The organism is Paenibacillus sp. YAF4_2, from assembly GCF_052113225.1.
Taxonomy (GTDB): domain Bacteria; phylum Bacillota; class Bacilli; order Paenibacillales; family Paenibacillaceae; genus Pristimantibacillus.
Window position 1 is genome coordinate 49,736 of record NZ_JBFRCT010000002.1, and the last position, 24,344, is coordinate 74,079.

The 24,344-nt window shown below is 45.3% G+C and carries 16 protein-coding genes; 14 read left to right on the forward strand and 2 right to left on the reverse strand.

What is annotated here, in order from left to right; translation table 11 throughout:
- Positions 1 to 139 precede the first annotated feature (139 nt).
- The 5 genes from AB4Y93_RS04300 to AB4Y93_RS04320 all read left to right on the forward strand — a co-directional run bounded on the left by AB4Y93_RS04300 (position 140) and on the right by AB4Y93_RS04320 (position 7,167).
- Positions 140 to 1,033: an ABC transporter permease gene (locus AB4Y93_RS04300; RefSeq protein ID WP_441889335.1), complete on the forward strand. Its 894-nt coding sequence runs from the start codon at positions 140 to 142 to the stop codon at positions 1,031 to 1,033.
- A gap of 3 nt (positions 1,034 to 1,036) precedes the next feature.
- Positions 1,037 to 1,930, forward strand: coding sequence for a carbohydrate ABC transporter permease (locus tag AB4Y93_RS04305; RefSeq protein ID WP_441889337.1), 894 nt, complete (start codon positions 1,037 to 1,039; stop codon positions 1,928 to 1,930).
- 75 nt (positions 1,931 to 2,005) lie between these two features.
- Entirely contained in the window at positions 2,006 to 3,676 is a 1,671-nt protein-coding gene (locus AB4Y93_RS04310; protein WP_441889339.1) for a hypothetical protein, read from the forward strand.
- Between the two features lie 102 nt (positions 3,677 to 3,778).
- Complete coding sequence (locus tag AB4Y93_RS04315) at positions 3,779 to 5,563, forward strand: cache domain-containing sensor histidine kinase (RefSeq protein WP_441889341.1); 1,785 nt, start codon at positions 3,779 to 3,781, stop codon at positions 5,561 to 5,563.
- Between the two features lie 2 nt (positions 5,564 to 5,565).
- Entirely contained in the window at positions 5,566 to 7,167 is a 1,602-nt protein-coding gene (locus tag AB4Y93_RS04320) for a response regulator transcription factor (RefSeq protein WP_441889343.1), read from the forward strand.
- A gap of 70 nt (positions 7,168 to 7,237) precedes the next feature.
- On the opposite strand, the gene AB4Y93_RS04325 is transcribed toward AB4Y93_RS04320, so the two are convergent.
- Positions 7,238 to 8,065 (reverse strand): AraC family transcriptional regulator, encoded by an 828-nt coding sequence (locus AB4Y93_RS04325; RefSeq protein WP_441889345.1) that lies wholly within the window; start codon positions 8,063 to 8,065, stop codon positions 7,238 to 7,240.
- 118 nt (positions 8,066 to 8,183) lie between these two features.
- On the opposite strand from AB4Y93_RS04325, the gene AB4Y93_RS04330 reads away from it, so the two are divergent.
- Positions 8,184 to 10,238 carry a beta-galactosidase gene (locus AB4Y93_RS04330; protein ID WP_441889347.1) on the forward strand — a complete coding sequence of 685 codons (2,055 nt, stop codon included), beginning with the start codon at positions 8,184 to 8,186 and terminating at the stop codon, positions 10,236 to 10,238.
- A gap of 263 nt (positions 10,239 to 10,501) precedes the next feature.
- Here the strand turns inward: AB4Y93_RS04330 and AB4Y93_RS04335 are convergent, their stop codons facing one another.
- Positions 10,502 to 11,377: a helix-turn-helix domain-containing protein gene (locus tag AB4Y93_RS04335; protein ID WP_441889349.1), complete on the reverse strand. Its 876-nt coding sequence runs from the start codon at positions 11,375 to 11,377 to the stop codon at positions 10,502 to 10,504.
- 173 nt (positions 11,378 to 11,550) lie between these two features.
- Here AB4Y93_RS04335 and AB4Y93_RS04340 point away from each other — a divergent pair, with 173 nt between their 5' ends.
- The 8 genes from AB4Y93_RS04340 to AB4Y93_RS04375 all read left to right on the forward strand — a co-directional run bounded on the left by AB4Y93_RS04340 (position 11,551) and on the right by AB4Y93_RS04375 (position 24,338).
- Positions 11,551 to 13,524 (forward strand): alpha-L-rhamnosidase-related protein, encoded by a 1,974-nt coding sequence (locus tag AB4Y93_RS04340; protein WP_441889351.1) that lies wholly within the window; start codon positions 11,551 to 11,553, stop codon positions 13,522 to 13,524.
- 191 nt (positions 13,525 to 13,715) lie between these two features.
- Positions 13,716 to 14,666, forward strand: a complete 951-nt coding sequence (locus AB4Y93_RS04345; RefSeq protein WP_441889354.1) for an ABC transporter permease — start codon at positions 13,716 to 13,718, stop codon at positions 14,664 to 14,666.
- A gap of 14 nt (positions 14,667 to 14,680) precedes the next feature.
- Complete coding sequence (locus AB4Y93_RS04350) at positions 14,681 to 15,550, forward strand: carbohydrate ABC transporter permease (RefSeq protein ID WP_441889356.1); 870 nt, start codon at positions 14,681 to 14,683, stop codon at positions 15,548 to 15,550.
- A gap of 44 nt (positions 15,551 to 15,594) precedes the next feature.
- On the forward strand, positions 15,595 to 17,172 hold the full coding sequence (locus AB4Y93_RS04355) for an extracellular solute-binding protein (RefSeq protein ID WP_441889358.1): 1,578 nt from the start codon (positions 15,595 to 15,597) through the stop codon (positions 17,170 to 17,172).
- A gap of 140 nt (positions 17,173 to 17,312) precedes the next feature.
- On the forward strand, positions 17,313 to 18,746 hold the full coding sequence (locus tag AB4Y93_RS04360) for a response regulator transcription factor (protein ID WP_441889360.1): 1,434 nt from the start codon (positions 17,313 to 17,315) through the stop codon (positions 18,744 to 18,746).
- A 21-nt stretch (positions 18,747 to 18,767) separates the two neighbouring features.
- Positions 18,768 to 20,573 carry a sensor histidine kinase gene (locus tag AB4Y93_RS04365; RefSeq protein ID WP_441889362.1) on the forward strand — a complete coding sequence of 602 codons (1,806 nt, stop codon included), beginning with the start codon at positions 18,768 to 18,770 and terminating at the stop codon, positions 20,571 to 20,573.
- A gap of 277 nt (positions 20,574 to 20,850) precedes the next feature.
- Positions 20,851 to 23,118, forward strand: a complete 2,268-nt coding sequence (locus AB4Y93_RS04370) for an AraC family transcriptional regulator (RefSeq protein ID WP_441889364.1) — start codon at positions 20,851 to 20,853, stop codon at positions 23,116 to 23,118.
- Between the two features lie 254 nt (positions 23,119 to 23,372).
- Positions 23,373 to 24,338 carry an ABC transporter permease gene (locus AB4Y93_RS04375; protein WP_441889366.1) on the forward strand — a complete coding sequence of 322 codons (966 nt, stop codon included), beginning with the start codon at positions 23,373 to 23,375 and terminating at the stop codon, positions 24,336 to 24,338.
- Positions 24,339 to 24,344 lie beyond the last annotated feature (6 nt).

Here is a 24,344-nt window from a genome sequence, read left to right on the forward strand (position 1 = left end):
GACAGCAGTGATTTATCGCTGCTTGTTTTTTTATTGCCTGGCAAACATCTTATCAAATCGATAGAAATCTAATCGTTGTTACGTTTTCTCCTTCTCGATCCATCGTTAGAATGAAGGTGTAGATAAGGAGGGGACACATATGATTGCAAAAATGTATAAATACCGCTGGCAGTACCTGATGATTTTACCGGCAGTTGTGCTGCTGTTTCTATTCAACTATATCCCGATGCTGGGTATTCAGATTGCGTTTAAGAACTTCTCAATCGGCACCTCAATGTGGGATAGCAGCTGGGCTGGATTTGACAATTTCTCGTTTGTCCATGAGCCGCAATTCTGGACGGTGGTTCAGAATACCCTTTATATTTCGGTTCTGAAATTTGTCTTTGGTTTCCCGATGCCGATTCTCCTCGCCCTTATGATTAATGAGATTACGCATCCCTTTTTCAAAAAAATTGTCCAGTCGGTCAGCTACTTGCCGCATTTCTTCTCCTGGATCGTGGTGGCTTACATTCTGCAATCCTTCCTGACGTTAGATGGCGGACTAGTTAATGACCTCATTGGACGTGCAGGCGGAGAACCGATCTTCTTTCTTGGTACGAATGAGTGGTTCCGTCCGATGATCGTATCCAGTGGTTTATGGAAAGAGGTGGGCTGGAACACGATTCTCTACCTGGCAGCGATATCCACCATTGATCCGCAACTATATGAAGCGGCAAAGGTCGAAGGGGCAGGGAAATTTGCGCAGATGCGGCATATTACGATTCCGGGTATTTTGCCAACGATATCGATTGTACTCATCCTGAGCATCCCAAGTCTAATCACGGTAGGGATGGATCAGATCTATCCTATGATGAATTCAGCCAATCAGGAAGTTGCGGATGTTCTCGATACCTATGTCCTACGTAATGGTCTGCAGCAAGGATATTTCGGTATGGCCACTGCAGTTGGTCTGGTATCATCGATCATTAGTCTCCTGCTCGTCGTGTCGACGAACACATTCTCCAAGAAAATCAACGGAGAGGGGCTGTGGTGACAAATGAGAGCAACTATGCTTGAACGGATCGGACAGTGGATTATCGTAATCCTTCTAGTAGTCATGTGCGTTTCCATTATTTATCCATTTGTTTATATGTTAGCTATTTCGCTTAATACTGGGGCAGATGCTGCAAAAGGTGGCGTTTATCTCTGGCCGCGGTCCTTTACCTGGATCAACTATGAGATTGTCCTTGGAAATCAGGTCATCCGCCATGCTTATCTGATCACCATTGCAAGAACGGTTATTGGGACAATTGGCGGTCTAGCCATTACTCTTGCAGCTGCGTACGGATTATCGTATAAACGTCTTCCGTTCCGAAATGGCATCCTGACTTATATTCTCTTGACGATGCTGTTCAGCGGCGGATTAATTCCCTTCTATATTCAATTGTTTAAACTCGGACTTACCAATACGTTTTGGGTGTACGTCATCCCTGGACTTTTCTCAGCTTGGAATATGTTCGTCATGCAGAAGTTTATACAAGGTATTCCTGAAGCATTGTTCGAGTCAGCTGAATTGGACGGAGCTGGGCCCGTTCGGATTTTGATTCAAATTATCGTACCGCTCTCAAAACCGATGCTTGCCGCTCTTGGACTCTTTACGGCAGTTGGTCATTGGAACGACTGGTTCTCGGGCGCCTTCTATGTGACGAGCCAGAACCTGATTCCGGTTCAAACCTTCCTGCAGCAACTGCTGACAGCGCAAGATTTATCCGCGATCATGAGCTCTAACCAAAATCAGGAAGTGCTGGCACGAAGCTCGATGGATAATATTACGCTAATGTCGGTCAAAATGGCTACGGTTATGATCAGTGCGCTTCCGATTCTTGCGATTTATCCATTCCTGCAGAAATATTTTGCCAAAGGCGTTTTGATCGGATCGGTCAAAGGCTGAATCACTCTCGGGTATAATTGATCTACCATATACCAATTTGATGATAGACTCGAATAAAAAGGGGAGAAAGTAAGCATGAAATTTAAAAAAAGCAGTATCGCAGCTCTAACCCTAGCCGCCACATTAAGCATAACGGCGGGATGCTCTAGTAACAGCAATACAACTCAGAATAACTCGAGTACAGCAGCTAATTCAACAAATACGAAAACGACCGACAGTTCGGATAAGTTCAAGCTTTGGCTGGGCTGGACGGCAACGATTAATAATGACAGCCTAGTTCAGCAATATTGGAAATCAGAAGAGCCAGGAGTCGACGTCCAACTCGAAGCGACACAGGGCGATGTTTTGACAGCGCTTAATCTGAAGCTTAATACAGGCGGCTTTGATGATGCAGCTATTTTCAGCCGTAATCAGGTAATTGATGATGCGATGAAGCGCTCAAATCTTATTCAGCCTCTTGAGCAGTACTTTAACATGCCGGATAAATATCCAAGCCTGGCGGCCATTCCGAAGGAATATCTGGAGCAGATGAAAGATGCGGACGGACATATTTGGTCACTTCCTTCTTACTTCGATATTAATCCGTCTGAACCATGGCCGGGGTGGTCATCCAGTGCATGGTTTATCCGGACTGACGTTCTCGAGAAGGTTGGAATGACGGAGAATGATTTGACTACCCTTGATGGTGTAGAAACTTATCTGAAGAAAGCCGCAGAGCTTAAGGATGAGTCAGGCAAGAGCCTGCTGCCGCTGGGTATTCTTACGGATAAGAACGATGAAAATGCGGTTCTGGCTGCATTTGGCGTGACGGTTGCAACAGCAGGCGGGGTTGCTCCGGTGAAGCAAGAGGGTGACAACTTTATCTTTATGTATGATAATCCAGGCTTCAAAGAAGCTTACAAATGGATGAACCGTTTATACCAGGAGAAACTTATTGATCCTGAGGCATTAACGGATAAAAGTGAGCGCTATATTGAAAAAAATAAAAATGGCCGATATGCGATGAACATCGGAAGCTTCTGGGATTTTGATGCTTCCTTATGGGAACAGCTGGATGGTCCAACAGCACCAGGCTGGTTCTACAAACCGATTCCTTTCCCGCAAATTGAAGGTGTGAATGGGCTGGGTACTACTCAAGTGATCAATCCTTATCCAGGCTATGATACTTATATTAGCAAGAATACGAAAAACCTTGATGCGATTCTTAAATTTTATGATTATACTTTAACACCGAAGCCAGAGCAGAATATGGTCATCAATGAAGGACCGGCAGGAAAATATTGGGGATGGGTAGATCAGCCGTACGGCAAGTGGGCATTTATAGATGAGAGCTACAAAGCGCTGCGCAATTCGGGCGACCAGGCTAAGAAAGCGCAAGTGACGCCAGAACTGTATATGACTTCGAACTACAGCAATGAATGGTATGCTTGGTGGACCAATGAACAGACTCATGCCGGCGGTGTAAAAACAGGAGAGTTCTCGCAAGAGATTGCCAAGATGGGAGCTACTCGTGTTGCGGAAAATTATGATATGGTAAAAGCAAAATCAGGCGGCGTTTGGGAAAAATACGCACCTGAGCTAACTACCGTGTATAAAGAGTACCGTGCAAAACTGCTTATGGCGAAGGACGATGCACAATTCGAGAAAGCATGGACGGAATTCACTTCTGCGCTTGAAAAGCGTGGACATTGGAGCGAGCTTAAGACAGAGTGGAATGAGTTATACAAAACGATGAGCAATAAATAAAAAGAGAGAAACGCATATCAAGGAGCAGCCCTTTATTGGGATGCTCCCTTTGCAGTTTCCCGGAAAAATAACGATACCGGGCGAAGAATGGGAGAATGCCTGATGCGACGCTGGATTGAGAGAAATACGATCCGATTGACCCGAACGATGAGTCTGCGCGGCAAAATTGTTTTGCTATACGGGCTTATCGTGGTAATACCTACCATTATTTTGGGAATCGGCGCAGGGTACCTGGCTCTTCAGAACGTCAGGGACAATTATATCGTCACGATTAACGAAGCCGTTCGTCAGACGACGCAGAGCGTTGAGTTCCGCAAGCAAAGTTACGATCTTCTTGCGAATCGGACGGGAACGGACGGAGAGCTTATTTCCAGACTGAGCCGAACCTATACCAATTGGTCGGAACAGCTGGAATCGGTCAATTATATTGATCGTTCCTTTCAGGTAATGAGCCGCTATTTGCCTGGTATTGAAAATTTTCGGATTTATCATGACAATGAGACTCTCACGGAAGACGGAGGACTGTTATGGAAGCCGTCTGACCGGCCTTTAAATCATACTGACGAGAAGTCCTGGTATGAAGGTGTAATGGCTTCACCTTTTGCTTTACAATGGTCAGATGCCCCCGGGGAACATGCACAGCTCGCAGTCTCCCGAAAGATTACGAATGCTACGGGCTATACCTATGGCGCTATCTATATGCTGCTGGATTATAACAGCGTGTTTGGCGAATTGATGGACCGCCCCTTCAAAGGCTCAGGCAGCCTGTATTTATTAGATGAGAATGACCGGATTATTGCGGCCTCAGACCGTTCATTGATTGGGAAGCCAGTTGAAGCGACTTCACTTTCCAAGCTATGGGCAAGTAGTGAAGTAGCAGAGAGCCTTACTAATAATGGCGAATACTTTACGGTCCGTCACATTAATGGCGAATGGAAGGTCGCCGCGCTTATCCAGATGCGTCAAATGGAAAAGCAGTCCGCCTTAATTGTCTACAGCATTGTTGCTATCACGGTGTTTTTCCTGTTCTTCTCTATGTTCCTTGTAATGATCGTACTGAAAAATGTTGTTTTCCGTATTCGCAAGCTGGGCCACCGGATGAGCGATATTGCTGAGGGGGACTTTGACGTATCTGTGCAGAGCAGAAGCAGGGATGAGCTTGGGGAACTGGAAATGATGTTTAACCAGATGACGGGAAAGCTTGGATCAGTTATTGATATGCTTAGTAGTGCCAAATTACAGGAGAAGGAATCATCATTCCGGGCACTCCAAGCCCAAATCAATCCTCATTTTATATATAATTCGCTTAGTTTGCTTCAGTGGCGCGCTCTCGACCAAGGAGATCAGACTCAGGTAGAGACCATTGAAGCGTTAACGACTTTTTACCGGTTCGCCCTAGATAACACATCTAATGTGACGCTAATCCATAAAGAGTTGGAACATGTGAGGGCTTATCTGGATATACAACAGCTGCGTTATCCCGGTCGTGTCCGAATCGATTGGGAGATTGATGAGGATGTAACAGAGCTCTACTCCATTAAACTGATTTTGCAACCTATTGTGGAGAATGCATATATACACGGAAAGATCTTTACCCGGCCTAATGCTTATATTGCCATTCGTATCAAACGGTTAAATAATCATGTCCAATACGAAGTAAGAGACAATGGTATAGGGATGGATACCGAGACTCTGACCCTAATTAAGAATGGTGAAAAAGCGGGAAAAGGAAACGGATTTGGACTTTTAAATATTAGAGAGCGTCTTCATTTGTATTTTGGCCACGCCGGACAATTACACGTAGAGAGTAACGCTGAGACAGGAACGATTATTAGGATTGAGATGCCTGTCTATACACATAAACCGCATATTCAACGGGAGGGATAATTATGCTGCAAGTACTTATCGTAGACGATGAACCGTCACATGTTCAAGGATTGGTAAGGCATATCCCTTGGGCTAAACTTGGGTACTTGATCCCGCTTACAGCGGAGTCGGGTGAAGAAGCTATTCCTATTCTTGAAGCGGGTCCAGTCGATGTATTGATTACCGATGTATCTATGCCCGGTATGAACGGGATTGAGCTCGCTGCCGAAGCCAAATTGATTCATCCAGATATTCAAATTTTGGTTATAAGCGGATACAATGAGTTCGAATTTGCACAAGAAGCAATTGAAGTAGGGGCAAAGGGCTATGTACTGAAGCCTCTCAAATTATCGGAAATTGAACGTAAGCTGACCGCGTTTCGGCAAACGCTAGAGAGTATAACTCAAATCAATGAACAGACTATTAAACTCAAGGAGATTGTCTCGGATAGTCAGGAAATGCTAAAGGATACGTTTATTTTCGATATTCTGGAGGAAGAGCCGATGGAGGAGGAATCTTTACACTCCTGGTGCCAGCTGCTTAATCTGCCAAACCAGCCATCTGAAGGAATACAACTGATTACAGCTATAATCGATAACTACTCGGATTCTTCTGGCAGCGATGCACAGAGCAGGCATATGCTTGGTTCAGCACTTCTGCAATCGGTTTCAGTGGGGCTAAAGGATTTGGGTAATGTTCTGGTCTCCAAGACTAGACCTGACCAGGTTGTGGCTATTCTTATAAATCCGTCGATAGATAAAAGAAGCAATATCGATAAACAAATGAGATTCGTACAAGAATATATGAATAACAGCTATGGAGTATTGGTTTCAGTTGGCATCAGCCGTTGGGGATATGAATGGCGGGAAATGAATCAGATTTTCAGGGAAGTGAAATTTACGATTGCGGATGTCCGTCAAAGCAGTAACGGATCTATCACGTATGTGGGAAATACAGAGCGAAAGGCATTCGAGGACTATCGAATGCAAGAAAACATGCTGCCCGACTTATTAATGCTTGCAGAATGCGATGACCCCCTTCCATTAGTAGATAAGGTAGGACAGACATTTAAGGACTTGGAAAACAGCGGACATAACATGGCCTATATTCAGTCTCTTAGTATAAGCCTTCTCGGGGAGCTGTCGCGTAAAGTATGGCAGGATACAGAAGAGATCAGCTTTCTGAACAAACGTGCTTGGCATAGACTTCTGGATTGCAAAACGATTGATACGATGAAGGACATCGTTATCGATTATATCCGCTCAGCTAGTATGCTTGTGAGGAAAGAGCGGTCGCTCCAGCAGCATCACCTGATCAGTCGTATCGTTTCCTATATGGAAGAGCAGCTGCCGATCAGCATGACAGTGAAACAGCTTGCAGAACAGTTTCATATCAGCGCAGGACATCTGAGCGTGTTATTCAAGAAAGAAACGGGACTAACGATCTCTGATTTTGTTAAAAACCTGAGGATGAAAAAAGCGAAGGAGCTGCTTCAGAATCCAACTATTAAAATTTACGAGGTGGCTGAACGGGTAGGATTTCAAACACCTGCTTACTTTACCTATCAATTCAAGAAAAATGAAGGCTGTACACCACAGGAATATCGTGACCGCTTTTATGTCTAATATATCTCTGCAGGACACGAAGAGCGGAAATCTACCGTTTGTAGTTGAATCCTGTGAGGGAGCCCCTTCATTAAGGTCTATATAATTTTCGATAAGTCTCGGGTGTCATGCCTTCCTTCTGGCGAAAGGTAGAGACGAAGTGACTCGCATCTCGGAAGCCAACCGCTTCAGCTATGCGGCGTACGGTCCAGTCCGGCCGGGAAGGCAGCCATTCCTTCGCCTTGCGGATTCTAAGCTGAATCAGATACGAGTAAGCGGTTTGGCCAAACAGCTCGCGGAATCTTTCATTCAGCTGCCGCTCTCCGATGCCAAGCTGCGCTGCCATATCCGCCAATCCGATCTCCGGATTGGCGAATTCCTTTTCCAGCCACTCCAGCAGGATTTGATTCCGCTCCAATCGTTTGGACATTGAAGGTCGATTATCTGTACGGGCATCCGTACGAAGCAGTGTGAGGAATTGGTACAGTTCTGCCGAAGACTGCCAGCCGGAAGGATCGCTTCCGGTTTCAGCAAATGTCAGCATGTCGTTCAACTGGTTGGAAATCCGATCATTGCCAGCTTCCCATTGAAAATGTTCAGCGCCGCTCCATCCAAACGACGGGACAAAGCTTGCAGCCATACTCCCGTGAAACGTAATATAACCAGTCTGCCACAGTCCATTTCTTGCTTCATAACGATGAGGGGTGCCAGGTGCAAGAAGGACGCCAGACCGCTCGATCATTCTCCAGGTCTGACCGTTCGCCTGCAATTCTCCTTCTCCATAAATGGTATGAAGCCAGTGGAAATAGGGATATCCGTCAGGTCTGTCCAAAGTCTCTTGATCGGGATTAAATCCGATGGTTTCCAGCTGTAAAGGCAATGGTTCTAAGGGGAATGCGGGAACGACACGTCGCATCATATCTGACCTCCATATTTTTATATGTGATATCGATTATTTTATATGGGATATAGTAATTATAACGCTTACAATATAAGTATCTAATGCAGTTTTATCATATACGAAGAGGTGTGACAAGATGATTAATACAAAGAAACCTAAGATATGGTACGGCGGAGATTATAATCCGGATCAATGGGAGAAGGAGGTCTGGGACGAGGATTTACGTATGTTTAAGCTTGCTGGTATCGATGTGGCTACGCTGAACGTTTTCGCATGGGCGAAAAACCAGCCTGATGAGGAAACCTATGATTTTACCTGGCTCGATGAGATGATGGACAAGCTTCATGCTGACGGAGTTGGTGTCTGTCTTGCGACTAGCACTGCTGCGCATCCTGCTTGGATGGCACGTAAATATCCGGATGTCCTGCAAGTTGATTTTAACGGCAATAAACGTAAGTTTGGTGGAAGACATAACTCTTGCCCGAACAGTCCAACGTTCCGCAAGTATTCAGTGCGAATGGCGGAGAAGCTGGCAGAGCGTTATAAGGACCATCCAGCATTGCTTATTTGGCATATCAATAATGAATACGGCGGGGCAGGCAATTGCTACTGTGACAATTGTGAAGCTGCCTTCCGTGTATGGCTGAAGGAACGTTACGGTACAATTGAAGCGGTAAACCGTGCTTGGAATACAGCGTTTTGGGGTCATATTTTCTATGATTGGGAAGATATCGTACTTCCGAGCGGCCGTAGTGAAGAATGGTACGGTGCAAACGGCCGTACAGATACGAACTTCCAAGGGCTTTCACTTGATTACATGCGTTTCCATTCCGACAGCCTGCTCGACTGCTACAAGCTGGAGTATGAAGCGGTCAAGAAGCAGACGCCAGACATTCCAGTTACAACTAATCTAATGGGTGCCTTTAAGAAGCTTGATTATCATAAATGGGCCAAACATATGGATGTCGTATCATGGGACAACTACCCACGATTCGATACACCCCACAGCTACACAGCAATGATGCATGATTTGATGCGCGGTCTGAAGGATGGTCAGCCCTTTATGCTGATGGAGCAGACACCAAGCCAGCAGAACTGGCAGCCTTACAACTCGCTCAAGCGTCCTGGCGTTATGAGATTGTGGAGCTATCAAGCGGTGGCTCGTGGTGCAGATACCATTCTGTTCTTCCAGCTGCGCCGTTCGGTTGGGGCGTGCGAGAAATATCATGGAGCTGTAATTGAACATGTTGGACATGAGCATACGCGCGTATTCCGCGAATGTGCAGAGCTTGGGGCAGAGCTTGGAAAGCTTGGCGATACGCTCCTCGACTCCAGAGTGAAGGCAAAAGTTGCGATTCTGTTCGACTGGGAAAACTGGTGGGCGATTGAAATGTCCAGCGGCCCAACGATTGCCCTCAAATATGTAGACGAAGCACATAAGTTCTACGATGCTCTTTACCGTGCAGGAATCGCGGCTGAGGTAGTCAGCGTAGAAGCGGATCTCAGCGGTTACGATCTTGTTATCGCACCGGTGATGTACATGGTGAAGCAGGGTGTAGCAGATAAGCTGGAGAAATTTGTTGAAGCGGGTGGTTCGGTCATTTCGACCTACTTCAGCGGTATTGTTAATGAGACAGACCTCGTTACACTGGGTGGTTATCCTGGCGAGCTACGGAAGCTGTTTGGTATTTGGGCAGAAGAAATCGATGCTTTGCTTCCTAGCCAGCGTAACCGAATTGTTCTATCAGATAACACGCTTGGCTCGAAGACGGAATATGAGTGCGGGATGATCTGCGATCTCATTCACTCCGAAGGCGCCGAAGTAAAAGCCGTATACGGGGATGACTTCTATCGTGGCATGCCGGCCCTTACCGTCAACAAGTTTGGTGCAGGCGAAGCCTGGTACTTGGCAACAAGTCCGGAAGCAGCGTTCCTGCAAGAGTGGCTGCCTCAGCTATGTGCAGCGCGAGGTATTGAACCTCTCGTTCCTACTACTCCAGAAGGTGTGGAAACAACTATTCGCACCAAAGACGGCCAGGATTACTTGTTTGTGCTAAATCACAAAGCAGATTCTGTTACAGTTGATCTTGGCCAACATTCGGGTATCAACCTGCTGACCGACATCCCTGTTCAAGGCGGCCAAACAGAGCTCGCAGGTTACGACGTGCAAATCATTAAGCTAAATAACTAAACAGAAAGCGGCAGCCCAATGGCTGCCGCTTTTATAATCTAATCTAGCCGGGCGGGTATACCAGCACGGCGAACTTTGTCTTTAGGATCTTCTGTCTAAATTAGCTTTTAAACCTAGACGAAGTATTTCGAATGATTCTGGAGAAACGAAGTGCTCGCCTTTGCTCGGGGATTCCAACCTTAATCCTTCTAGTTCAAGGAATCCCCGAGCAACAGCGATCGGAAGAACATTCGAATACGCAGTCACACGTTTAATGGTTTAATTTACGAAGATGACTTCCGGTAATCAGTAGGAGTCAAACCAACATTCTTTTTAAAAGCGATATTAAACGAATCGATACTGGTATAACCAACAAGCTCGGCAATAATGGCAATCTTCTGACTGCTGCTTCGCAGCAGCTCACAGCTTTTCCGAATACGTAGGCTTTGAAGGAAAACGCCAAAGGTTTGTTCCGTATACTTCGTAAAGAGCCGCTGAAGCTGCCTCGAGCTCCATCCCGATATGCCGGACAGCTCGGACAGTGTTACGGCTCTATAAAAGTTTTGCTCCATATAATCCATGACAAGATGAAAGCCCTCTGATTCAGGCAGACGCTTCTCCGTTCCTTCAAACTTCAGCCTGTAAACCGTAATCATCAGCTGATTCAACAAGGCATACAGCATCGTTTTGGAACCTATCCTATTCTCGGACATTTCCTGATACAGCTTCAGCATGATCCCCTCGATGGCCCCATCCCGGTCAAAGACAGAGTAGTAGGAAGTGGCATTACTCACAAGAAAAGTAAGATGCTCCTGAACAGGCTGCTCTAGAAAAGCCGACAGCTGTCCTAGCAGATGTTGATCAAACAGACAATTATAGACGATGGGTGGTTTGCTGGTCCGCTGAGTTGAGGCAGGCCGAAACACATGAGCTGCTCCAATCGGAATAACGAAGAGCATTCCTTTATGTATGGGAAACGTGTCCTGTCCGATATGGTGGAAGCCGCTTCCTTCTGCTACATAACTAAATTCAATGAAATCATGAGCATGATAGGGGACCATAAAATCTTCCGTAAATCGGTTGACCAGCATATGCAGGTTTTCTTGCAGAAAATGTTGACCCTCAAATACCTGATAGGAGCGGTTCATCGGTCGGCTCATTCCTCGCATCTGATATACATGTAGTATAACGTGTCTATGATCGTAATGTCATGATTACAGGGGTAAAATGTCCTTTTCAGCGGGCAGTCCAGATTGTACAGCCGATATAATGAAACCATACTACAGCATATGGCCTCTGCTGCTTGCCGAGGTACTGAAAGGATGAGTTCGAGATGCTTCAAAGCCCTGAATGGATATGGTATCCGGGAGATTTTGAGATTTATCATCATTTGCTGCTGAATACCCGCCGGGAAGAAAGGTATCATCAATGGCCAGCTTTCTGGCGGCTGGACGACTGTTATCATAATGTACGTTTCCGTAAAGAAGTACAATGCGATACTCCTGAAGTGATGACAGTGTATGCACATGGCAGTGGAGTCATTTGGGTAGATGGAAAAAGGTATCCTTTTGAAAAACCGATCAGCCTCTCAACCGGCAGTCATAATATCGAGATTATGGTGGCACGTACGGATGGTTTACCTTCAATCTTCATAGATGGACAACAGAGTGCAAGTAATTCGTCTTGGGAGGCGAATGATTACAGCATCGATTGGCCGCCAGCTGGATGTAACGGGCTGTATCTGAAGAAAGAGGATGATCCTGCTATTTTTGCATTCCAGTATGAGGAGATCCTCCCTCTATCTATTGAGCAGGGAGAAGAAGGGATTCTGTTCGACTATGGGAAAGAAACCTTCGCTGCGCTGCAGTTCGAGAACGTCCAAGCCACTAAGGACATTCAGCTTTTTTATGGGGAATCGATAGAAGAAGCTTTGGATACAGAGCATAGCATTATTATTGATACAATCCCGTCAGCAAGTACTTCGTATCATTGTCATCCCCGCGCGTTCCGGTATTTATTTGTACAAGGGGCAAAGAAAGAACAGTTCAAATTAACAGCTAGGTACGAATATTTGCCGCTTGAGCAAAAAGGAAGCTTTACGTGCTCGAATGATCTGATCAACCGGATCTGGGAGACGGCGGAGTATACGTTGCATCTCAACAGCCGCGAGTTCTTCCTTGACGGGATCAAGCGGGACCGTTGGGTATGGTCGGGAGACGCTTACCAGAGTTATCTGATCAATAACTATTTGTATTTTGATCCGGCTATTACGAAGCGGACGATTATTGCGTTGCGGGGAAAAGATCCAATCGTGAGGCATATCAACACCATTGTCGACTACTCTTTCTACTGGTTGATGAGTGTTTATGATTATTATGAAACGACAAAAGATGTAGATTTTATTACCTTTATCTATCCTCGAATGAAGTCCATGATGGAGTATTGTATTTCGCGAACAGATGAAGACGGCTTCATCCGCGGAAGAGAGGGAGACTGGGTATTCATCGACTGGGCGGAAATCGATAAGACGGGCGCAGTAAGTGCCGTGCAAATGCTCTATGCGGAAAGTCTTAAGGCGGTATGGGCTTGCGGAGAACGGATTGGCGCTGGAGAAAAACGTTATTTGGAGCTTTACGAGCATTTAAAGGCCCGGATTAATGAATACTTCTGGGACGAAGAGCGTGGAGCCTACATGGACAGCTTCGAATCAGGCAAACGTAATGTTACGCGGCATGCTAATATTTTTGCTTTGTTATGGAATTTGGCCGATTCGAAGCAGCAGGAGAGCATCATCACAAATGTGCTTCTTAATGATGAAATTCCTCAGATCAACACGCCTTACTTCAAGTTTTACGAGTTGTCTGTGATGAGCCGGATTGGTCAATTGGATTATGTATCTAGGCAGATACAGGATTATTGGGGCGGCATGATGAAGCTGGATGCTACGACCTTCTGGGAGGAATATAACCCGGAGATCACCGGTCCTGAGCGGCTTAGTATGTACGATGATCGTTACGGCAAAAGCTTATGCCATGCATGGGGAGCAAGTCCAATCTATGTATTAGGACGGTATTATCTTGGCGTGTATCCAACATCGCCGGGTTACGAGAGCTATGTTGTAGAGCCGCAGCTTGGCGGTTTAGAGTGGATAAAGGGTACAGTTCCGGTCAATAGAGGAATAGTCTCCATTGAGTTGTCTCAAGATACGCTTGAGATTGTTACGGATCAGCCTGGAGGCATTTTACTGTGGAAAGGTCAGGACTACCCGCTTGCAGTGAATACGCCATTTAAACTGAATTTGATCTAATAACCAAAAGCACTAAGCAACCGAACTACGGAGTTATTCCGTATGGTTGCTTAGTGCTTTTCTTATTTTTGCTGGCGCATATTTTTAATATATTACAAAACCTCACTTAATAAATTACATTTTATTAAAAATTCCAGCATGTATAATTTTTTACATAAGCTCACCTTATACGGAAAGAGGGGTTGATAAACGTGAAAGCGGTTTTAGGCAGCGATAGCCAGCGCATCAAAATAAGGAGAAAAAACCGAATCGTTCAAAACTTCAAACGAGATTATTTGTTATATGCCCTCTTGCTGCTGCCCATGGCGTACTTCGTGATATTCCGATATGCGCCAATCTACGGCGTATTGATGGCTTTCCAGGATTACAACATTTTTCAGGGCATCAGCGGCAGCGAGTGGGTTGGTCTTGACGTCTTCCAATTTATTTTCCAGCAGGACAGCTTCTACCGAGCTTTGAAAAATACGCTTTTGTTGAATCTTCTGGACTTGGCCGCAGGTTTTCCGGCTCCCATCATACTGGCGGTTTTGTTAAATGAGCTCATGTATACTCGATTCAAAAAACTAATGCAAACCGTTCTGTACCTGCCGCATTTTTTATCTTGGGTTATCATCGGAGGCATGGTATACCTAATGTTCTCGTCCGGTGGCATGGCCAATACGATATTATCCGGCATTGGTCTTGGCAAAATTGAGTTTCTATCTGACAAAACAAACTGGTTGATCATGTATGTGGCCGTTGGAATATGGCAGAGCGCAGGCTGGGGGACCATCCTTTATTTGGCTGCTATTATCGGAATAAACAAGGATTTGTACGAGGCTGCGGGTATGGACGGATGCAGCAGGCTGCGCAAAATCTGGCATATTACTTTGCCGGGGATCAAGCCAACCATCATTATCCTGCTCATTCTGCAGATCGGGAGAATGGTCTCGATCGGGTTTGACCGGCCATTCGTTATGGGAAATTCGCTCGTCAGTGACTACTCCGATGTGATCAGCACTTATGTTTACCGGGTCGGGATCGGGTCCGGCGATTTTTCTCAGGCAACGGCTGTTGGATTGTTCCAATCGGTTGTAGGGCTGATCTTTCTCGTGTCGGCGAATTATATTTCCAAAAAAATCGGCGAGCAAGGAATTTGGTAAAGGGCGTGAGTTAGTTGAACAAGTCAAAAACGAATCTCGTAGATATTCTGATTATTTTATTCATCACGGCGGTTTCAATAACCTGTCTCGTTCCATTCTTGTATATGATAGCGCTTTCGCTAAGCTCGAATAATGCTATTGTTTCGCAGAAGGTATCCCTTTGGCCTGTAGAATTCACGCTCGAAACCTATAAAACGATCTTAAGCGATGTCGATATGCTTTATACTCTTGGCTATACGATTGTACTCACCATATTGTTTACCGCATGCTGCATGTTTTTGACCATATGCGCCGCCTATCCGCTTACGAAGAAGAGATTGATGGGCAGGAATTTTTTGCTTACCGTTATCGTATTCACCATGTATTTCAGCGGAGGCCTGATTCCGAGCTATATTCTGGTGAAAAACCTGGACATGATGAATACGATGAGCAGTCTGATTTTGCCCGGCGCCTTGAGTGTTTTTAACATGATCATCCTTAAAACCTTCTTCTCTTCCCTTCCGGAAAGCTTGGAGGAAGCGGCATCAATCGACGGCTGCAACGAATGGGGAATTCTTGTCAGGGTTGTTCTTCCGTTGTCTATGCCCTCTATCGCAACGTTAAGCCTCTTTTACGCGGTTGATAGATGGAATGGCTTCCAAGACGCGCTGTTTTATATCACGGACAAGAACCTGTATCCGATGCAATTAAAGCTTTATCAGATTATTAGCGCTAATCAGCAGTTGGATACGCAGCAAGGCGAAGGCAGCACGGGGGCCTTTATCGTACCCGAATCCTTGAAGGCAGCAAGCGTTATGTTCGCTACCGTTCCGATCTTGCTGGTCTACCCTAAGCTTCAGAAATATTTTGTTGATGGCGTAATGACCGGAGCAATCAAAGGTTAAAGAAATGCGGCAAGTACATTATGGGAAAAGGTGAGGTTGAAAACATGAACAAAAAAATGTTGGTTTTACTGCCCGTTCTTACGCTGTTAGCCGGTGGATTGGCAGGCTGCGGCAACGATAACAACAATAATAAAGAGAACCAATCCTCTTCTACGGAGACGAAAGCCCCTTCAGGCTCGCCGGTTACGCTTACGGTAGAGGTATTTGACAGAGGGATACAAGGTCAGCCGGATTTGAACAACAATACCTGGACCAGGTATATTAACGAAAATTTCGGCAAGCCAAACAATGCGGTCGTCAAGTTTGTGTCGGTTCCCAGATCGCAGGAGATCGATAAGCTGAACGTCATGATGGCAGCGGACGAGGCGCCGGACATTTCCTTTACTTATGACAGCGCAACCGTATCCCGGTACGCCAAGATTAACGGTATTATGCCGTTGGAGGATTTGATTGAGAAGTACGGCCAGGATTTGAAAAGTTATCTAGGCGAGAACGTTCTCACTTACGGGAAGTTTAACGGAAAGCAGATGGCGATCCCCGCAAAACGAACTTCGCTGGCTTGGATCGGCAGCTTCATCCGGAAGGACTGGCTGGATAAATTAGGGCTGCCGGTTCCGACGAACAGAGATGAATTATATAATACTCTTGTTGCATTCCGAGACAAAAATCCCGGAGGCGTAGACGGCGTTATTCCTTGGGGATTGGCGGCGACGGGGATGAATTACGGCTCTGGTAATTTGGCCGAGTCCTTCTGGGGCGAGCAGTCGGAGGAGGATTTTGTAACCTCTTCGAACTGGTTAAAGCCCGGAAACAAGGATTCGCTAAAATTCCTCAATAAGCTGTATAACGAAAAATTGATCAGCCCCGACTTTGCGCTGGACAAAACGGCGAAGCAGGCGGACGCAGATGTGACAAACGGCAAGGTCGGATTTTTCAGCGCTAACTGGGATTATGCGTTCAGACAAAATATAAGCGGGCCGTTAAAAGCCAATGTGCCTGATGCTAACTTTGTTCCGATCGATACGTTTAAAAATGATGAAGGCAAATACAAAAAAATGACTTACAACGAAAATGGCTTAAATGTGTTTATTCCGAAGTCCAGCAAAAATGCGGAGCTGGCGATCAAGTACTTAAACTGGATGGCAAACCCCGACGTGTTATTTTTCCTGCAATACGGGGAAGAAGGAGTTAACCACAAAACGGTTGACGGAATCCCTCAGGTGATTGCACAAACCGGCGACAATATGCAAATGAGCCCGCAAAATCTCGACTATACCCTGGTGGTAAACGGAGTTGAGCTTGGCGATCAAGAGAAAAATATTAAAGCCCTATCCGCTTCTTATCCCGGATTAGAAGAGACAGCGGAGCAGTCCTACAAAATCAATACGACGGACGGTTACACCGGCTTCTTCTACGATACGCCAAATGATGCCAACATTAAGTTCGGCAAGACGCTTGGGGATATGAGCAATCAAATGACCGATAAGCTGATTGTATGTAAGCCATCTGATTTCGACAGCTTATACGACAAGCTTGTGGACGAGTATATGGCGGCAGGCGGCAAGGCTGTTATGGAAGAGAATGTGAAAATTTACGAAGCGATGCAGGCAAACAAGAAGTGATATAATGGGTTGGCTTGCTGACAAGCCTATGGACTTAAGGGTCCATAGGCCTTTGTCTATATCTAGCTAATAACTGCGATTCGTTCCTGGTTACCAGAGTTTCCGCGATTATGACGAGAAGAACCTATCGGGAGGTACTTATGTATAGTGTCATTATTGTAGATGATGAGCCATGGGCGATTAAAGGGATAAGAAATGCCTTTGACTGGAGTAAACACGGATTTGAAATAACGGGTCAGTTCACAAGCGTTCATAAAGCATTTGAGTTTATATGCGAGGAAAGTCCCGACCTGATTGTTACGGACATTAGAATGCCTGAAATTTCCGGGCTAGAGCTGATGAGGATGACAAGAGAAAAGGGCAAGGATGCCGACTTTGTAGTTATAAGCGGTTACGCCGAGTTTGCCTATGCGCAGGAGGCTATAAGATACGGGGCGCTGGATTATTTCTTGAAGCCGATCGATATCGAGATGGCGGAATCTTTAATTAATAAGCTGGCTGTTCATTTTGCTAACAAAAGAGGCCAACGAAATAACCTTATCTTGGAGGCGTTAATGTCGGCGGATGAACATGAATTGAGCCGTTTAACTCCTTTTTTTGATTCATCTTCGGATAATGACTATTATCGTGCGCTTATTCTTTATTCGAATCGTGATCAAATCTGCGGCAAAAAGAGGTTTGAAACCGAACATACGTTGGAAATAGAGCTGGGATCAAGGAAAACGTTATACATCCTAAAAAGCGGCCAAATGGCGAAATTGAAGGAGCTTGATTTGGCAGGTTTGGCGGGATCGGACATTAAAGCTGCGGGAATCAGCAGCATCTCGAGTCATCACAAGGATCTCTCCAAGCTGATCAAGGAATCCGATCTAGCGGCCTCAAAGGTTTTTTTGAATGAGGATGAAAAGGGGCTATTCGAATACGAACAAAAGCTGAATACAGTCAAGCCATTTATAGATAGCATTTCTGTGATTATTCAGGAGAAACAATTCGAAACATTGGAAGATACCATGAGGAGGCTCAAAAACGATTTCAGCAAAAATAATGCGGGTATGGGGGAGGTTGTTTATTTATGGAATCAGGTGGTCGGCGTGTTATTGGCTTCCTTTTACGAAGAGCTGAAAGACATGGAGCTGGGCTTCCTCAATTATTCCGAGCTGAAGGAACGCTTTGAGAACTTTGAGTCCTTATGCGGATTTTTATATGATGTCCTTCTCTATATCAGGCAGCTTAACCGTCAATGCGCAAGTGAAGGCGATATCGGCTCTTATTTCGCTCAAATGGTGAAATATATCGATAGCCACTATTCATGTAAGCTGTACCTAAAAGATTTATCCGCAAAGTTTTTCCTTAACCAGGTCTATTGCTGCCAGCTGTTCAAGAAAAATTTGGGGAAAACCTTCTCGGAGTATGTCACGGAATTGAGGATAAACAAAGCCTGCGAGCTGTTGAAGTATACGGATATGTCCGTAGAGGAAGTGGCAGTAAAGGTAGGAATCATGGATTATTATTATTTCAATAAAGTATTCAAGAAGCAGTGCGGAATAACCCCCGCAAAGTACAGAAAATGCTGATTTTTATATTAACGTATCGGAGTGGGCAGCTTGAAGATCAGCAGACTGAAGCTTAAGCATCAGATCTTCCTTATCGTGTTATTTACGGTCATCATCTTTACCTTTATGGAGGCTTATTTCTATTTCAGCTTTTATAATCTGACCCAGACAAGGGCTGCCAATTACGGCAACAAAATCATAGAGCAGACGCGCCAAAAGATCGATTCGGTGTTCAACGATATAAAAGTCAGCACCAATATAGCTGTGGATAATAGAAAGATTCAGGAATTTACAACGGCAGATAATGATTACACGAGAGATATTGATATCGGCAATTACGTCATCGATCTGATGGAATATATGAGATCCTTTAATTCCTATGTAAATGGCATTGTCATTAATGATAATGAAGGCAGAAAAGTTTACAGCATCGATACGAAAACTGGCGATATCTTTTTCTTGAATCCGTATAACGAGTTTATCAATAAGTATAAAAACGACAGCGAAGCCTTAAAAAAAGGAAGGTTTACAGATTTATTAAAAGACGAGAAATCCGGGAATGAATATTTCTTTTATGTGGCACCCATTATCGAATCGATAGGCGGCGTTCATTTTTCCCAAAGAACCGGCTTTTGTTCCATTATGGTCAATATCGGAAAGCTGCAGGAGTTGATTGAAAATACGGAGCTTACGCCTCACTCCACCTTGTATATTCTGAACAGCAGCAACGAAGTAATAGCTTCCAACCAGGCAAGCTTCCGCGGCGTTTTATTCGAGGATATCCTTTCGGCGAACCGGGACAGCTTGACAAACGGAGTGAAAACGAGGATTAACGGGGAGAAGGTTATCGTTCAGGAGAAAGGTCTGGAACAAGCAGAAGGGTGGAGCATCGTCAGCATTATTCCAGTTCATGAATTGACGGCCGACATGAACCCTATTAAGCATAACAGCATTATAGCTGGGATCGGAATCATTCTAAGTCTCTTTATTCTCGGCTATTTCTTCCTGAACAATTTGACGCGGCCGGTTATGGGTCTTGTAGCGGATATGAGGAAAATCGGCAAGCGGGAGGCCGGTTTTAGAGTAAAGGTGCGTTCCACGAATGAAGTTGGGGTGTTGGCTTACGATATCAATCGGATGATTGATAAAATGGAGAATATGTCCAGTCATGTTATTACCACGCAAGCACGATTATACGAATCGGAGCTCAACAAGAAGCAGGCAGAATTTTCCGCTCTGCAAAGCCAGATCAATCCGCATTTCCTCTACAATACTTTGAATTGCATCAGCGGCATCGGGTTGGAATACGGCAGTAAGGAAATCGCCCAAATTACCTCATGTATGTCCAAGATTTTCAGGTACAGCGTGAAAGAGGATGAACTGGTACGGATCAGCGAGGAAATCGAATGCATTAAGGCCTATCTGAATATTATATCCATTCGATATGAGAACAAGTTTGCGATGGAAGTGCGGATAGACGAGAAGCTGCTGAACCTGCAGACACCAAAAATGATTTTGCAGCCCATTGTGGAGAACGCCGTTTACCACGGGCTTGAGAGAGTGGATGCCGAAGGAGAGCTTAAGGTCATCGGCCATTTCGATGCCAATGGAGATGTAGCCTTTACGATAACGGACTCGGGTAGAGGAATGGACGAGGAGAAGCTTGTGCAACTAAGAGAGAAGCTGAATTCGGAAAATTCGGATAGAGGATCCGGGAAAAGCATCGGTCTGCCGAATATAAATAACCGAATAAGGCTGTTGTTTGGAGAAAGCTACGGGGTAGTAGAGATCGTTAGCCGGAGGGGATGCGGAACTACCGTAATCGTTAAAATTCCGGCACTGGAATAGCAAACGAGATGCCGCATGACAATTATAATCGTTAATCAAGCTATGACCATTCTTCCATTATCTACTGACGATGGAGGGATGGTTTTTTTATATATTCGTTTCAAGTATTACAAATAGGGAAATGGACCCAGCGATTCTTTATAGTGTATAATTATCCAATCATACTACTTGTTCGGGTCTCCTAGAATAATATATTTAAAGCGCTTACAAAAAATGAGTCCATTCAGCTTGTGTAACTTCATTGCGATAATAATCAATGATGAGAGGAAGGGCTTGAATGAAACGATTTCCGATGATGCTGCAGCTGATCCTGATCCTGATCTGTGTCATGGCCATTCCGACTGCCATTCTGACCTGGTATAGCGGGACACGGATATTAGGGTATTCGGAAAGCGCTATAGCGGATACCTCACTTGCAGGACTTAATGCGAACCGCGAGCTTAATGAGAATGCGATGAATAATCTGGCTCAGGATGCGGTACAGTTGGCTGGGACGAATATTTTCGATCGGATCCGCAGCTTCAAAACTTACTCGGAGCTTAACTCGGATTATATTGATGTAGTCAGCGCGCTTAAAATATTGAATGAACTGGTAAGTCTGAACCATCGGGTGGACGGCGTATATTCCACGTACTTCCTGCTTGAGGGTGCCAATTATGTGGTATCAAGCGACAGAGGAATTACGACACTCGACCGCTATGAACCGGTTGATTGGCTGGAGAAGGCACTAGAGGGACGGAGAGGGATTGGCGGAGTATGGTACCCTCGTCAACTGGATTCCGGGATCAAAGTGGTATCCTATGTTCTGCCGTTGAACCGTCTGTCAACGACAACAAGAGGAACGATTGTCGTTAATTTGCGTGAGAGTCAGATTGGGGATTACCTCAGCTCATCGGAGCCTGGTGCTGAAGGCTTTATGCTCCTGAAATCCGATGGCACCATTATCTCTCATAATGATAAGTCATTGCTGCTGACTGATGGCAGTAAGCAGCCTTTTATCCAGGAAATATTGCGAAATCAAGTGAGAGAGGGCTATGCCTTCCATGTGCTCGAAGGAGAGCGGCTGCTTTATACCTGGTCACGCTCGGAGCAGCTTGGCTGGTGGAATGTGAACATCTATTCAATGGATGAGCTGATGACAAAGACTTACAGCCTGCAGCGGAGTATTATTCTCATAATGGGAATTATTATATTTGCGGGGACCATTCTTGCCGTCTTACTCGCAACATGGTTATCCCAGCCGTTCCGGAAGCTGGTCCTAACGATACGTGAGCGCAGTAATCTTGTTGGTTCGAACAAGAACGAACTCGCATTCCTGGAGTCAGCTTTTAAGCGGATGCAGGAGGAAGAGGAGGGGCTGCACGCCTTGCTGCAAGAACGCGAGCAGGATACACGCAGCTTGTCGATCCATCATTTGCTGCGTGGTGAAGTGAAGAAACCAATTGCGGAGATGTTCCCTGAACGTTATTACGTTGTAGCGATTGTCTCCATAGATCGTTTCAGAAGGTATGTAAGCAAAAATAACCCGGAGACACGGAGTTATCATCGCTATCTGCTGCTTTCCAAATGTGAGAGCTTGTTCCCGGATGGTGTACATGCCCGAGGCATCTATCAAAACGATGGCTTTTTCGTTTTTATTATCAATTATGGGCAAGATGAGCAGGAGAACGGGGCGAACGGAATAAAAGGAGCGCTTATACAGATAAGAGATACTGCACTGGATTTGCTTGGTCATTCCGTGACGACAGGTGTAAGCAGTCAGACGGAATTTAGCGTTATGATTCCTGAACGAGTGGCGGAAGCCACAGAAGCAATCAAGCACCGTATGACCAAAGGCAGCGGCTGCATCTTTTATTGGAAGCAGGAAGAAGAGCGCAGCAGGAAATATATATATCCGACTAACAGTGAGCGGCGGATCGTCAATTTTCTTGATCGAGCCGATCTCGACAGTATCTTAATGGAGCTGGAAAGTATCAGCAGGGAGATCCACTCGGATGAATACATCTCTTATGACAATATCTTGTTTATCTACAATCAACTGATTGGTGTAACGGTCAAGCATCTTCGGGAGAACCATATAAGTACGTCCAGGATTTTTGCAGGGCGGGGCAATATTTACTCGGCTATTGCTTCCATGGACACTCTTGATGAGCTTGAAAATTATATCCGTGATTTCTTTACCGAGATTGTTCAGCATCTTGCACGCCGTACGGGAGAAGCCAATCATGGTGACCGAATCATTGGATATCTGGAACAAAATTTCTGCAAGGAGATTGTGTTCGAAGAGATGGCGAAGGAGATTGGCATCAGTTATTCCTATATGCGGAAGATCGTTTATGAATTAACAGGCAAAAGCATGATTGATTATACGAATCAATTACGGATCGAGAAGGCGAAGCAGCTGCTCATGGAATCCAAAATGACGATAACTCAGATTGCAACGGAAGTTGGCTACTTTAATGTTCAAAGCTTTAACCGGTTTTTCCGTAAGTACGAAGGAATGCCTCCAAGCAGCTATAAGACGTCGAGAACCAAGACATCGTAAGGGAACACGCAATAAGAAGGAACAGAGCTGTCATGCCATTGCAGGACAGCTTTTATTTTTGCTCATACCTATCAGAATTGATCATTATCCGCAATATAACGGCAATAATGAAGCGTTTACAATCAAAAATGACGGAGAGAATCAATACTCAAGATTTACCACTGAAAAGAGGCGAGGGTATGATGATGACAGCCTCGACCATGTATGGTGCGAACAATAGACGGGGGGAAGTTAATCGCTGAGGGGGTGAGAATGTGAAAATTGAAAGCGCTTCACACCAGAGTGAGACTGCTTTAAAAAGCATTCAATTAAACAAACGCGGAATGATGCATTATCTCCGGCGGGACTGGCAGCTTTATTTGCTTCTATTAATCCCGTTGTCTTTTGTACTGGTCTTCAAATATGCACCGATGTCCGGGCTCATCCTTGCATTTAAAAACTATAAGATTGCAAAAGGGTTCTGGGGCAGCGAGTGGGCAGGCTTTGAAATATTTAGAGAAATATTCGCCAAGCATGACTTTGGCCGTGCCGTTCGCAACACGATACTGCTTAACAGTCTTGACCTGTTATTTAGCTTTACTATGCCGATTGTGCTTGCACTGCTGCTTAATGAGGTCAGAGGTGTAAGGTTCAAACGTATTAACCAGACCTTGCTGTACCTGCCGCATTTTCTGTCCTGGATTATTATCGGTGCAATTGCTTATCAGCTGCTCAGCGAGAGTAACGGCGCGATCAATAATCTCATTGCTATGATGGGCGGCGACCGGATTCCGTTCCTGCAGGATGACTCCAACTGGCTGATCAGTTATCTGGCTATTGGTGTCTGGCAGAGTATGGGATGGGGAACCATCATCTACCTTGCTTCTATCAGCAGCATTAACCCGGAAATGTACGAAGCAGCAATCGTTGACGGTGCTGGGCGATGGCGGAAGGTATGGAATGTTACCTTGCCATCAATTCGTGTGACCATTGTAACGTTACTTATTATGAACCTAGGCAAGGTTATGGAAGGCTCGTTCGAACGGGTATTTGCTCTGCAGAACAAAGCTACAACAGAGTACACGGTTACGATTCCTGTATTGGTGTACCGGTGGGGGATCGAGAGCGGGAACTTCAGCCGGGCAACGGCGCTTGGGTTATTCCAGGCGGTCATCGGGCTTGTACTGGTACTCGCTGCCGACCGTATTGCGAAGAAGCTTGGCGAAGACGGATTGCTATAGAAAGAA